Genomic DNA, 14,095 nt, shown 5'->3' with positions numbered 1-14,095 from the left:
CTGTTCACACGCTAATAATATGGCAGAGAATATCGAAAATGAAGCATTGGAGAACATTGATGGCATTGTAACCGATGATACCGAAATCCGTCAAGCAAGCACCGTTCATGCAGCAGCAGGCGCTTACAATGCTGATCAGATTCAAGTTTTAGAAGGATTGGAAGCTGTCCGCAAACGCCCTGGCATGTACATTGGTACGACCACAGCGCAAGGCTTGCACCATTTGGTATGGGAAATTGTTGATAACGGGATTGATGAAGCATTAGCAGGGTTTGCGTCACATATTACGGTCACAATCGAAAAGGATAACTCAATCACGGTAACCGATGATGGCCGTGGTATTCCTGTCGACATTCAAACTAAAACGGGTAAGCCAGCTCTTGAAACTGTCTTTACGGTATTGCACGCCGGTGGAAAATTTGGCGGTGGCGGTTATAAAGTATCTGGTGGATTACATGGTGTTGGTGCTTCTGTTGTCAATGCCTTGTCAACGGATTTGGACGTTAGAGTTGTTCGTGATAATACTGTTTATTACATGGATTTCAAAGTGGGACGTGTCAATACGCCGATGAAGCAATTGACGGAAAAGCCCACTATTGAGCGTGGGACAATTGTTCATTTTAAGCCAGATGCAGATATTTTCCGTGAAACAACAGTTTATAACTACAACACATTACTAACACGTGTCCGCGAATTGGCCTTTTTGAATAAAGGTTTGCGTATTTCAATTACAGATAATCGACCTGAAGAAGCTGTTTCTGAAAGCTTTCATTTTGAAGGTGGAATTAAAGAATACGTCAGCTATTTGAATAAGGACAAGACTGCTATTTTCCCTGAACCTGTTTACGTTGAGGGTGAAGAAAATGGCATTGTAGTGGAAGCTGCCTTACAGTACACTACCGATATTAAAGACAATCTGCGGACGTTTACTAACAATATCAATACCTATGAAGGTGGGACGCACGAAACTGGCTTTAAAACAGCCTTAACACGTGTAATCAATGATTACGCTCGTAAAAATGGTCAGCTTAAAGATAATGCAGAAAGTTTGACAGGCGAAGATGTGCGCGAAGGCATGACTGCTATCGTGTCAATCAAGCACCCAGATCCACAATTTGAAGGGCAAACCAAAACTAAATTAGGTAACTCCGATGCACGTCAAGCAACGGATCGGATGTTTTCAGAAACGTTCAGTCGTTTCATGATGGAAAATCCAGCAGTTGCCAAGCAAATTGTTGAAAAAGGTGTCTTAGCCCAAAAAGCACGATTGGCTGCCAAGCGTGCACGCGAAATGACACGCAAACAATCTGGTTTGGAAATTGGTAATTTGCCAGGTAAATTAGCTGATAATACCTCAAATGATCCTGAAATTTCAGAATTATTTATTGTTGAGGGTGATTCAGCCGGTGGTTCAGCTAAGCAAGGACGTAACCGTTTGACGCAAGCTATTTTGCCAATTCGAGGCAAAATTTTAAATGTTGGGAAAGCCTCATTGGATCGTGTGTTAGCCAACGAAGAAATTCGATCATTGTTTACAGCAATGGGAACTGGATTTGGTGATGACTTTAATGTTGAAAAAGCCAATTATCACAAAGTCATTATTATGACAGATGCCGATGTCGATGGCGCCCATATTCGAACACTATTGTTAACACTGTTTTATCGTTATATGCGACCACTTGTTGACGCAGGCTATATTTATATTGCGCAGCCACCGCTTTACGGTGTTGCCTTAGGCAATAATAAATCAATGACGTACATTGATTCTGATGAAGAACTTGAAGACTATCTGTCACAATTGCCATCTAATATTAAACCAAAAGTTCAACGTTATAAGGGACTAGGGGAAATGGATTACGATCAACTAGCAGATACAACCATGGATCCGCAGAATCGTCGTTTGCTACGTGTTGACCCAACTGATGCTGAAGAAGCCGAAGCAGTTATTGATATGTTAATGGGTGGGGATGTACCACCACGTCGTAAGTTTATTGAAGACAATGCTGTCTTTGTTGAGAACTTGGATATTTAATAATTGCCATCCAGATGATTTACGTAATGTAATATCATTCAAAATACTTACAAGGAGTTAAGCAGCATGTCTGAATCAAATGATAGTCGCATTAAAAATGCGAATTTGTCAGAACAAATGAAAACATCATTCTTGTCATACGCTATGTCAGTTATCGTGGCGCGTGCCTTGCCAGATGTTCGTGATGGCATGAAGCCGGTTCACCGTCGTATTTTATACTCGATGATTGAACAAGGTAACACACCAGATAAACCACACAAAAAATCAGCGCGTATCGTTGGTGATGTCATGGGTAAATATCATCCGCACGGTGATTCGGCTATTTATGAATCAATGGTTCGTATGGCACAACCATTCTCATATCGACACATGTTGATTGATGGGCATGGTAACTTCGGCTCTGTGGATGGGGATGGCGCTGCTGCCATGCGTTATACCGAAGCACGATTAAGTAAAGTTGCCATGGAAATGGTTCGGGATCTGAATAAAGATACGGTCAACTTTGTGCCCAACTATGATGGTGAAGAGCGTGAGCCTGAAGTCTTGCCGGCGCGTTTCCCTAACTTATTGGTTAACGGTGCTACTGGTATCGCGGTCGGTATGACTACCAATATTCCGACTCATAATCTTGGGGAAGTTATCTCGGCGCTTCATATTTTGATGAAAAAGCCTGAAGCAACGACTGCAGATTTGATGGAGGCATTGCCCGGGCCTGATTTTCCAACAGGCGGTATTGTTATGGGAAAGTCTGGTATTCGGCGTGCCTATGAAACAGGCCGCGGTACTGTGACTGTTCGTGCTAAAGTTGACATTGAACCAACAAAAAACGGCAAAGAACAAATTATCGTGACTGAATTGCCGTATGCAGTCAATAAAGCACGTTTGATTGAGCGAATTTCTGAACTCGCTCGTGAGAAGAAAATTGACGGCATTACCGGCATTCGAGATGAATCAGACCGTGAAGGACTGAGAATTTCTATTGACGTCCGTCGTGATGCCTCAGCCAGCGTTATTTTAAATAATTTGTACAAGCAAACCTTGTTACAGACTAGCTTTAGCTTCAATATGTTAGCGATTGATCATGGCGCACCAAAAACAATGAGTTTGAAAGAAATTCTTGTTGCTTATTTAGCGCATCAGCGTGACGTCATTCGTCGCCGTACTGCCTTTGATTTGCAAAAAGCGCAAGCACGTGCTCATATTTTAGAAGGTTTGCGCATTGCTTTGGATCATATTGATGCCATTATCAGTATTATCCGTGCGTCAGCTACTTCTGAAATCGCGAAAACACGATTGATTGCTGATTATTCGTTATCTGACAAACAGGCACAGGCCATTTTGGATATGCGTCTGGTTCGTCTGACAGGTTTGGAACGCGACAAAATTGAGGATGAATATCAAAAACTTGTTGCACTAATTGCTGATTTGAAGGATATTTTGGCACATGAAGAACGCGTGGATCAAATTATTTATGATGAGTTATTAGAAATTCAGACTAAATTCGGTGATGCGCGACGTACCGAACTACAAGTTGGCGATGTGATGAGCATTGAAGATGAGGATCTCATTGAAGAAGAAGATGTCATTGTGACATTGACAAACAGTGGTTATATCAAGCGTGTGCTAACTGCTGAGTTCAAATCACAAAATCGTGGTGGTCGTGGCGTGCAAGGCATGAACGTCCATGATGAAGATTTCGTCGATCAAATGGTTGCAACATCAACGCATGATACGCTGTTGTTCTTTACCAACAAAGGGAAAGTCTATCGTATGAAGGGATATGAAGTCCCTGAGTATGGGCGCCAAGCCAAAGGAATTCCCGTTGTGAATCTTTTGAATTTTGAAGGTGACGAAAAAATTCAAACAGTGGTCAATGTTCGTGGTGAAGCCAGTGAAAGTAAAGATTACCTATTCTTTGTTACACGCTTAGGTGTTGTTAAGCGTACGGCAGTGAGCGAATTTTCAAATATTCGTACTAATGGTCTAAAAGCTGTCACGTTACATGATGATGATGAAGTGCTATCTGTTGAAATTACTGATGGGACACAAAATATTATCATTGCAACGCACAATGGCTATTCAGTTAGTTTTGCGGAGGCGGATGTTCGCGTCATGGGTCGTTCCGCTGCGGGTGTGCGTGGTATTCGTTTGCGTGAAGGTGACTGGGTAATTGGGTCTGATGTCTTACACGAGAATGATAACGTGTTGGTGATTACTGAAAAAGGTTATGGTAAACAAACACCTGTTAGCGAGTATCCCATTAAAGGTCGTGGTGGTAAAGGTATCAAAACGGCTAATATTACAGAGAAAAATGGGCCTTTGGCCGGTATGATAATTGTCAATGGACAAGAAGACATTATGGTTACGACTACCCAAGGGGTGATGATACGGTTCAGCGTAGATTCAGTTAGTCAAACTGGTCGTGCAACACTTGGTGTCCGTTTGATTAGACTTGAAGACGAGGCGCAAGTTGCCACTTTGGCAAAAGTTGATCAGCAAGAAGAAGTAGCAGATGAAGATGTTTCACGTGAAACATCTGACAATGCACCACTTGATAATCAACAGATTGACCAAGTCTCACAATTATTAGATCGTGCACAAGATGATGCAGAATAACATTTAAAAAGAGTATCTCACTAATAGTGAGATACTCTTTTTTATCATGGTTGAAGATACGACAAATTATGCTTGAAACGACGTGAAACAGGTAGTAAATCACCAGTGGTTAACAAAAGAACTTTGTCTTTGCATTGATATTGTTGAATGAAGTCCTGATTGACACAAAAAGAAGCGTGAACTTGAAGAAATTTATCGTGGTAACGGCTGATTTGTTTAATGGTATTTCGTATTTGGGTCGTGATATTTGATTGATGGACATTGATATAGTGACGCCCGTTGTTACTACTAACATGAGAAATTGTATTCAAATCAAAGGTTTCGGTGTGTACACCATTGTGAATTGCCAGCCAGACCGGCATTTTAAGGTCAACTTGAGTTAATCGTTGATAAGCCATTTGAATAGCAAGCTGCAACTTTTTACCAAATTGTGTTTCAGGTTGTGCTTTTTGGATAAAATCAAGTGCACTAATATGCGATTGAAAGATTTGTAATGATAGTTCATCATGAGTCGTAATAACAATGATCGGAGAAATACAATCAGTTTGACGAATCATTTTCGCCGTATTAATACCAGCATGCAGCAGACCTTTAATTTCTAAATCAAGCAAAATAATTTTTGGATGGGGATCTGCTGCTAGAGCTGTGATTAGTTTTGTTGGTGAATCAGTAATAAAACTGCTTGGCAGATAATGCTGAATTCGTTGCTGTCCAATTGGGTCGTCTTCAAGGATGTAAAAATTCATTAGTCGCTCCAAAAGTGAGAGTTTGTGTAAAGGTATCGTGGCTGACCGTCGTGCGCAGTGAAACATCCGGTTGATGGTTCACATAATGCTTCACAAACGTCAAGCCAATGCCGCTGTGACCTTTTTTGCTAGAAAACCCTGATCGGGTGAGATGATTGGTTGAAAATGGCTGGTCGATACTGTTGATAATTTGAATAATGTGTTCGTTATTGAGAGTTTGCAAAGTTAAGCGTACTAATTTATTTTGTGTTTCTTCAGCTGCTTCAATAGCATTATCAAGTAAAATAGCAATTGAACGATATAGGCTTAGACTGATTTGAGTCTCACACCTTGTTAGTAGATCTATTGAAAATGAAACACCAGTATCACTAGCCATTCGGTGCTTCACTAGTAATAAGCTGCGTAAATTTGAGTCGCCAATTAAATGGATGTTGAAAGATTTTTGATTTGGTAATGTCGTTAAGCTACTTGACACTAGTGTTTCATAGGCACAGGATACTTCCTGTAAATTACCGTTTTGAATAGCAAAGGCTAAACTCGCTAATACATTTTGATAGTCATGCTTGAAGTACCGGAAATCCTCATTTGCTTTTTCTAGGGATTGCGTATAATCGTGTGTGATTGCTATTTCGTGTTGCTTTTGGGATAGTAAATGACGGTGACGAAAAAATGCAATGACAAGACAATTAATAAGAAAAACGAGCAAAAAAACTAATAAAAATTTTGCTTCACTCGAAAGTAAAATAAGCTGCATCAAAATGAGTAAGATATCAATGACGTAGCAAGGTGAAAAATTTGGTTGGCATAGTAAGGCAATGAGTGCTTGAACCATTAAAACGATACCTCTATTCATAAAATTGCACATATATAATCATAACAATAAAATAAATGAATTAAAAATGAATAAAATATCAATAATAATCACTAAAAAATAATACGTCATATCAGTCATAATTGCTTATAATTTGTTAAAAAGGCGCAATGAAGTTCATTTTAGAAACCTGATATAATGGAAGCAGTGTAGCGGTACGAGTTACCGCAGTTCTGAAGTACATGCTGATGGGCAGGTAAAAAGATTGAAAATTCATATTATTCCAGACTGGCATCAGGCAAATGCGGTCGTTCCACAATTTAATGACAGTCGACATCAAGCACAATTATTTTTGTCGCAAGGACAGACAGTTGAATTAGTTGTACTTGATTATTTACCACAATTACGACTATTATTGGCCAGTGCACAACTGGAATTAGCCAATGTCTGGTCGGCATTTGATCAATTACAACACATTGATTTGAAAGCACAGTTACCTTTAGCATTAGCGGATTTAAATTGGCCCAGTGGGGCTCTATTTGTGAGACTCCAAGGGCAAATATTAGTGACTGTCAATCAGCAACATTATGCGACAGTTTATTTGACGCCAAAAACGGATGCATCGCTTGATCATATTGATTTGTACGAAGCTGATCATCTCATACAACGTTTGATTTTGGATGATCGTGGCTTTGTGTCACAAGTACTGACATTTGAACAAGATAATCTTGTACGTCGAGACTATTTGACACCCAGTGGGCAAGTTGCCATCCAAGAAGACTGTTTAACAGGGCAAGTGACAACACAACAAAATTGGACGACACAAACCCAATTTGACAGTATTAATAGTCTAGTTAAAGCTGTTTTGAAATCACATCTGAGCGCAATACCAGATTTGGACAATGTGATTATGGCCAGTGGTGAGTTAAATCGTGAAATCATTCAATCGTGGTCATTTTCTCAACCTGTCGTCATGAGTTGGCCGGCTAATGACCATGAAGCCATGGCAGATGGAGGACATGATAAATCCGGTTTCAATGTTGTTCAAACACCGGCCGATCGAGAATATTTATCGCAGCAAGTGTCAGATGACGTTAATATTAGTATTATTCCTGCGTTTTCCACTGATAATCATGTTGAATTAACTGCAAATGATATGGTGAATCCGATTAAAAAGATTTATTGGACTACTAAATCAATGTCACTAACGGATCAGAAAGTTGTGGTGACGCAATTAATTGATCTATTAGCAAATGATTTTAGTACGACAATTATTTTTGAATCAACGATGTTATATCCAGAAATTCAGGCTATGGTAGACCAAGCCAGTCTCTCTGCTAAGAATGAACATGGTTTAATTGACGATGATAGCCAAGCAGCCTTTAAAGTACGTTTTCAAATTTTGGCGTCTCAAAATGAAATAAAGCGACAACAATTAATGGCGCAGACACGCGTACTAATAGACCTTGATGAGCATCCGGACCAATTTTTACAGTCCTTGGCATTAACATTTTCAGTCCCACAAATTAATTTAGTAGCAACGTCTTATTTAGTGCCACAAGAAAACGGACAACAGTTGGCAGCAATAACTGATTTAAAAGACGTGTTACCCATGTATTTGGATAATCAAGATAAGTTTAATCAAACACAGCGTGCAGCGCGTGAACTGGCTAAAGAGACAAATAGTGAAATGCTTTGGATAAAGTGGCAACAAATCTTTAATAAATTGAAATCGTAACGGGGCATATATGACAACATCTATTTTACAAATTGGCGCCATCGATTGGACGCCAGAAATTACTGCACCATTAGATTGGCACTACACGTCTATTTTTGATTTGCCTACTTTTTTAGCGACACAAAAGGACCCTTATATCCTTGAACAAACTTATGTTGTGTTGACTGATGATGTGTTAGAAAGTTCTTTATTATCTAGTCAGATTCAGGAGTGGCCAGCATTTCGGGTGATTTATTTTGCTACCCAGATTGCTCCTGAATTTCAAACAATATTAAATGAGCGACGTGCTTTTGCGATTAGTGAAACAACACCAGAGTCCGTGTCAAAGCGTATTTTAACCGACCTCTATGGTGGGCAACAGGGATTTTCGACACGTTTTAGCGAAACACAGTTTTTACCAACAGTACCAAGTGGCATTCATTTTAGTCGTATGGGTCGCTTTTTGGCGCGCTTCGACGGTGATTTTGGCTCAGAATGGCAACAAATTGGAACATTACAGACACTTACAACAGACTTCATTGCTAATCAAACCAACGAAATTTGGCTAGATTATCGTCAAACGGGGACAGCCGCTGCAGCTTTGCTATTCATCTTTTATCGCGATGGTGACATTTTGAAGCAAGACATGATTAAAGGGGATGCTTTGCGGCGAATGACGCAGGTTCAAGCGCCTGCTGATTATGACAGCTATCAAATAATTGTTTTAGGCAGTGGCAAAGGACAGTTAACGCTTCATGTTGTTCACCAGCGTCGTTCTCGTCACGGTTTGGGACATTTATTACCTGGTGGTCAGTGGCAATTAACATCAGAAGACGAGGAAGTATTATCTTATTTCAATCCAGGGACGTTGCCTAAACCATTAGTGGTCAACTTTTCAGGGGCACGATTACATGTCGATGGTTTTGAGATGGCATCAGCTTTTAATCAATTAGGTGTTCCGTATTTGCTGTTTACAGATGCTCGTATGCAAGGTGGTGCATTTGATGTTGGGTCGCCAGCCTATGAACAAACAGTGATTGACATCATTAAACGGGCGATGGCGGAACTTAATTTAACATCACAAGATGTCATTTTGACAGGATATTCAATGGGCAGTTACCCAGCGATGTATTATGCTGGGGATATTAAACCCGGTGCACTGGTGTTAGCTAAACCAATTATTAATTTAGGCACATTAACTGCTGATGCAGAATTTGCTCATCAATACAATCAAGACTGGACATTAGATGTTCGACGTCACTTGACAGGATACGTGCGACCAAATGATACTGAAGCTCTGAATCAGAAGCTTTGGCGACATATTAGCACTGTGGACTGGTCAACTACAACAGTAGCGTTACTGACGATGGCACAAGATAATTATGATGGCGACAGCTTACCTGAATTACTTGATTATCTTGACACACATCATGCCTTATTAACGCATCAGGTTGAAGCGGGTTATCATAATGAAAAGATTGATGAAATGGTTGACTTTATGATGACACAGTTGACGCAATTGCGAGACAATCGGCTAGCGGAGGACGAATAATGCAATATCAAATTTATTGGCAACCGCAAACACAATTACTGGCACTACAAGGGGCAACAGTTGATTTTCGAGCATTGAATGAGGTGTTCTATGAACACTATTTTTTGCCAAGTGGCCACATTATTGCTCGTTGGCAGTCACAACGTCATGATTTAAATGACAAACCGATAGCGGATTTACCACGATTACAGCAAGGAAAAACTTATGAAGTAATCCGTCATATTGACATGAGTGAGCGCATGTTTGCCTATCTAAGTATCACTTTTTTTGATGAACAATTTCAGGTCATTAAGACATTTAGTAAAAATGCGGAACAGTTGACGATTGAAGTACCGGATCAGTATCATTTTTATACCGTCGATCTGGTATCTGCAGGTACAGGCAACTTTGTTTTTCATGATTTTTTGCTTAGAGAAAAAATGACGGGTGTTTTAAGTGAAAACGATCAAGAAATTGCGCCCGGTGTGTATACAAATTTACAAAAGCCAGCTAAAATTGTCAGTAAAACATTGCGTGTTATTTTTTCAGAGCCGGAAGCGGCAGTAACTGATTACATGACAGACAAAATTAAAGTGACACAGCAAGGGGTTTTATTTGTCACAAGTGACCATTTACAAGCTGGTTTTTATCGGCAAGACAGCCTGATGGCTGCCTTTAAAAATGCACGCCGCGACGTACATGCTCGTAATATTGAATTTGTCGGGTACGGTCCCGTTTCAAGCTATGCGGCCTTGTACTATCAGCAAATCATCAAAGGTAGTACGGCCATTATCACTGATGATGTGCAACTTGATCCCGGTATTACTGGTTGGGCCATTACACGAACGATTGACGGTGTACGCGCGTTAGGCAATCCAATTGCCCCAAACTATATTGCACGTCTGGTTGTGAATCGACCAAAATATGAGCGCTTAGAGATGTTACCTTATGAAACATTGACTGATGAAGAACTGGCCCGTGCGGCTGAAATTGCTGCTCGCCAACCTAAAGTCAATAAATTAGCGCAATGGTTCACTAAATAAAAAGTCAGTTGTGTTTGACCTAGACTGAAAGATTTCCAGCATAGGTTAAATACAACTGACTTTTTAAACAGGTCGGGATTTATTGATCAGCGTTACAGTGGCAGTACTGGTTAGCTCATTTTTGATACTTTCACGAATCTTAACATCCCATACTTGCAACGTACGACCAACTGATAGTGGCGTGGCCGTTGCAATTAAATGACCTTGCGAGACGGCCTTTAAATGCGCAACTTGGATATCAACACCAACAGGTATCTGACTGTCGTCATTAGCTTCATTAGCGCCTAATGAGGCAGCTGTTTCGGCTAAGAGGGCGTTGATACCGCCATGAACAATGCCAAAGGGTTGCATCAGCTTATCGGTGACGTCAACTTCAACAATTGTTTTTTCTGCAGCTAATAATGTGGTTTTTAGGCCTAAAAGTTCTATAATATTCATATAACTAATTTCCCTTCTGAATGGAGTATAACAAATGACAACTTGGAAAGCTATCAAAACATACGACGAAATCTTGTTTGAAAAAAACACAGATGGTAAGAAACCTGGTAAAATTGCCAAAATCACAATGAATGACGTGTCAACTCATAATGCGTTTACACCTGGCATGGTTTCAGATATGATTGATGCCTTTACATTAGCTCGTGACAACGCTGAAATAGGCGTTATAATTTTGACAGGAGCTGGCGATCAAGCGTTTTCTTCTGGTGGTAATCAAAAAGTGCGTGGCAATGGTGGTTACGTTGGGGCTGATGGTATTCCACGTCTTAACGTACTTGATTTGCAACGTCTCATGCGAATTATTCCAAAACCAATTATTGCTATGGTCAAAGGGTGGTCTGTTGGTGGCGGTAATATTTTGCAGTTGGTTGCGGATCTTACAATTGCCGCTGACAATGCAAAATTTGGACAAACTGGTCCGATGGTCGGCTCATTTGACGCTGGATATGGTTCAGGTTATTTGGCGCGTGTTATTGGTCATAAGCGCGCAAAAGAAGTGTGGTTTTTGAACCATTTCTATTCTGCGCAAGAAGCTTATCAGATGAACTGGATTAATCGTGTTGTCCCTTTGGCAGAAGTTGAAACAGCGACAATTGAATGGGCTGATGAAATGCTGACAAAATCACCAACTGCCTTGCGCTTTATTAAAGCGGCTATGAACGCAGATACGGATGGTTTAGCTGGCTTGCAACAATTTGCTGGAGATGCAACAATGTTGTACTACACCACAGATGAAGCCAAAGAAGGTCGTGATTCATTTAAAGAAAAGCGCGATCCAGATTTTGATCAATATCCTAAGTTTCCTTAATCTAACTGTCACTGAGAAATGAGCTGTTATGACGTTAAAAGTTGCTATTGCACAAATGAATATTGCTTTAGGACAACCTGAGGTAAATGAACAAACCGTGGCAAAATACGCTCAGAAAGCTTCTGAGGCAGGGGCAGATATTTTAATTTACCCTGAAATGTGGAACACTGGTTATGCACTGACTGATTTGCCGCAACTAGCAGACAATGACGGCGAACGGAGTCGTCATTTATTAGCCAGATTAGCCAAAACATATCAACTCAATATTGTTGGTGGTTCGGTTGCAACAATGCGTGATGGGCGATTTTTCAACACAATGTTTGTCTTTAATCAGTTAGGGCAACAAGTCTCACGTTATGATAAGGCGCATTTATTTGGCTTAATGAACGAAGAAAAATATATTGCTGCAGGTAGCCAACCGAATACATTCGGATTGGCAGGTGTCTTGTCAGCTGGTGTGATTTGTTACGATATTCGTTTTCCAGAATGGGTACGGACCATGATGTCAAGCGGTCCACAAGCAATTTTGTATGTGTCAGCAGAATGGCCAATACAACGTATTGCGCAGTGGCAAATTTTATTACAAGCACGCGCAATTGAAAATCAAGCGTTTGTTGTTGCTGCAAATCGTGTTGGTAGTGACCGAGACAATACTTTTGGTGGTCGTTCACTAGTAATTGACCCATTGGGCAACATTGTAGCGCAAGGCACGGATGCTGATGATATGTTAGTCATAGCTGACATAGATATTGCTGATGAAACAGCAATCCGTGGCCAGATACCGGTTTTTAGCGACCGTCGTCCTGATTTATACCGTTAAGCGAGGTAAAGAAAATGCATTTTGAAGAATCTGACTTACTAAAAACGCTTCCAAAACAATTTTTTGCCTCATTAGTGGCAAAAGTAAACGCAAAAATTGCGGCAGGGTATGATGTCATCAATTTGGGACAAGGTAACCCAGATCAACCCACGCCGGATTATATTGTCAAAGCGATGCAGGATGCAACAGCAAAGCCAGCTGATCATAAGTATTCGCTTTTTCGTGGCGAACTGCGCTTCAAGGAAGCAATTGCCCAGTTTTATCAGGATGAATATGGTGTCACCATCGATCCGTACACGGAAGTAGCCATTTTAGCTGGATCAAAAATTGGTTTGGTCGAATTACCTTGGGCATTAATGAATCCGGGAGAATTGCTCTTGTTACCTAATCCAGGATACCCAGATTATCTGTCAGGGGCAGCGCTGGGACGAGTAAGATATGAATCTGTTACGCTCAAGCGAGAGAATGACTTTTTGATTGACTATCATGATATTGATGATAAAATAGCTGAAGAGGCGAAGTTTCTTTATTTAAACTATCCAAACAATCCGACAGGGGCGGTTGCAACGGCCAAGTTTTATACTGATACGGTCGCTTTTGCTGAAGAAAAGCAAGTTGGCATTGTATCAGACTTTGCCTATGGCGCTATTGGATTTGACGGTCAAAAGCCATTGTCATTTTTGCAAACAAAAGGCGCTAAATCAGTGGGAATTGAAACATATACATTTTCAAAAACCTTTAATATGGCTGGTTGGCGTGTTGGGTTTGCAGTAGGTAATGCTGAGATGATTGAAGCACTTAATCTGATTCAAGACCATTTATTTGTATCACTTTTTCCAGCGGTACAAGATGCAGCGATTGAAGCATTGGCAAATCAAACAGCCCGTCAAGAATCGGTCTCGAACTTAGTTGCTTTATATGAGAAGCGACGGGATGAATTTGTTGCAGCAGTGACCAGATTTGGCTGGACCCCCTATGTACCTAAAGGTGCTTTTTATGTTTTAATGCCAGTACCTGAGGGTTATACGTCAAGTTCGTTTGCAGATCTATTACTGGAAGAAGCTAATGTCGCTGTTGCAGATGCATCTGGATTTGGTGATGGTGGCGAAGGCTACGTCCGTGTGGGCTTGACAGTTGAAGCGGAGCGCTTAGTAGAAGCCGCTGAACGAATTAGTCAATTGGCTATTTTTAGACAGTAATGGACTTATTGAAAAAATAATTAAATAAACCTCAAAAAGGTATTGACAAAGGGAAAAAAGAGCGTATAGTTTTAATAGTTGTCTAAGAGGCACCGACGCGAGCGAAAAAAAGTCAACGAAAGAAGTAGTTGACAAGGCGAGCAAAAGGTGATAAGATAATATAGTTGTCTCAAGGGGCAATAAGTAGCACATTGAAAACTGAACAAAACTTTGAACAAACGAATCTGTGGCTGTTACTTAGGTAACAAAAACAAATTTGCGAAGTCAATTCGTA

11 protein-coding genes are annotated in these 14,095 nt (G+C 40.5%); 8 read left to right on the top strand and 3 right to left on the bottom strand.

The genetic code is table 11. From position 1 onward, the window contains the following. Positions 1 to 19 precede the first annotated feature (19 nt). Both gyrB and gyrA read left to right on the top strand, forming a co-directional pair. The gene (gene gyrB, locus FF105_RS10505) at positions 20 to 2,032 is read left to right on the top strand and encodes a DNA topoisomerase (ATP-hydrolyzing) subunit B (RefSeq protein WP_139968479.1); all 2,013 of its coding nucleotides are present in this window, start codon (positions 20 to 22) and stop codon (positions 2,030 to 2,032) included. A 66-nt stretch (positions 2,033 to 2,098) separates the two neighbouring features. Beyond that, a complete protein-coding gene (gene gyrA, locus FF105_RS10500) occupies positions 2,099 to 4,648 on the top strand; it encodes a DNA gyrase subunit A (protein ID WP_290046860.1) in 2,550 nt (849 codons plus the stop codon). A gap of 44 nt (positions 4,649 to 4,692) precedes the next feature. On the opposite strand, the gene FF105_RS10495 is transcribed toward gyrA, so the two are convergent. Together FF105_RS10495 and FF105_RS10490 are read right to left on the bottom strand one after the other, a co-directional pair. Next, on the bottom strand, positions 4,693 to 5,394 hold the full coding sequence (locus FF105_RS10495; protein WP_010275910.1) for a LytR/AlgR family response regulator transcription factor: 702 nt from the start codon (positions 5,392 to 5,394) through the stop codon (positions 4,693 to 4,695). Beyond that, a complete protein-coding gene (locus FF105_RS10490; RefSeq protein ID WP_228935037.1) occupies positions 5,375 to 6,247 on the bottom strand; it encodes a GHKL domain-containing protein in 873 nt (290 codons plus the stop codon). The genes FF105_RS10495 and FF105_RS10490 overlap by 20 nt, the downstream gene beginning before the upstream one ends. A 223-nt stretch (positions 6,248 to 6,470) precedes the next feature. Here FF105_RS10490 and asp1 point away from each other — a divergent pair, with 223 nt between their 5' ends. The 3 genes from asp1 to asp3 are packed head-to-tail and all read left to right on the top strand — an operon-like array spanning position 6,471 to position 10,496. After that, positions 6,471 to 7,943 carry an accessory Sec system protein Asp1 gene (gene asp1 / locus FF105_RS10485; protein WP_010275902.1) on the top strand — a complete coding sequence of 491 codons (1,473 nt, stop codon included), beginning with the start codon at positions 6,471 to 6,473 and terminating at the stop codon, positions 7,941 to 7,943. Between the two features lie 10 nt (positions 7,944 to 7,953). Next, the gene (gene asp2, locus FF105_RS10480; RefSeq protein WP_010275899.1) at positions 7,954 to 9,474 is read left to right on the top strand and encodes an accessory Sec system protein Asp2; all 1,521 of its coding nucleotides are present in this window, start codon (positions 7,954 to 7,956) and stop codon (positions 9,472 to 9,474) included. Continuing rightward, positions 9,474 to 10,496, top strand: a complete 1,023-nt coding sequence (gene asp3 / locus FF105_RS10475) for an accessory Sec system protein Asp3 (protein ID WP_010275895.1) — start codon at positions 9,474 to 9,476, stop codon at positions 10,494 to 10,496. Before asp2 ends, asp3 begins: the two co-directional genes overlap by 1 nt. 63 nt (positions 10,497 to 10,559) lie before the next feature. On the opposite strand, the gene FF105_RS10470 is transcribed toward asp3, so the two are convergent. Then, entirely contained in the window at positions 10,560 to 10,934 is a 375-nt protein-coding gene (locus FF105_RS10470; protein ID WP_010275891.1) for a PaaI family thioesterase, read from the bottom strand. Positions 10,935 to 10,968: 34 nt separating this feature from the next. Between FF105_RS10470 and menB the strand changes: the two genes are divergently transcribed. From menB to FF105_RS10455, 3 genes are read left to right on the top strand one after another with little or no spacing between them, the layout of a single operon-like run. Beyond that, a complete protein-coding gene (gene menB, locus FF105_RS10465; RefSeq protein ID WP_010275888.1) occupies positions 10,969 to 11,802 on the top strand; it encodes a 1,4-dihydroxy-2-naphthoyl-CoA synthase in 834 nt (277 codons plus the stop codon). A gap of 28 nt (positions 11,803 to 11,830) precedes the next feature. Then, positions 11,831 to 12,622 (top strand): carbon-nitrogen family hydrolase, encoded by a 792-nt coding sequence (locus FF105_RS10460; protein ID WP_010275883.1) that lies wholly within the window; start codon positions 11,831 to 11,833, stop codon positions 12,620 to 12,622. Between the two features lie 14 nt (positions 12,623 to 12,636). After that, positions 12,637 to 13,821 (top strand): pyridoxal phosphate-dependent aminotransferase, encoded by a 1,185-nt coding sequence (locus FF105_RS10455; RefSeq protein ID WP_010275880.1) that lies wholly within the window; start codon positions 12,637 to 12,639, stop codon positions 13,819 to 13,821. The last annotated feature ends 274 nt before the right edge of the window (positions 13,822 to 14,095 follow it).

The sequence above is a fragment of the Leuconostoc sp. UCMA20149 genome, from assembly GCF_030400235.1.
GTDB classification, from domain to species: domain Bacteria; phylum Bacillota; class Bacilli; order Lactobacillales; family Lactobacillaceae; genus Leuconostoc; species Leuconostoc pseudomesenteroides.
This window is presented reverse-complemented; position numbering and strand designations above follow the sequence as displayed.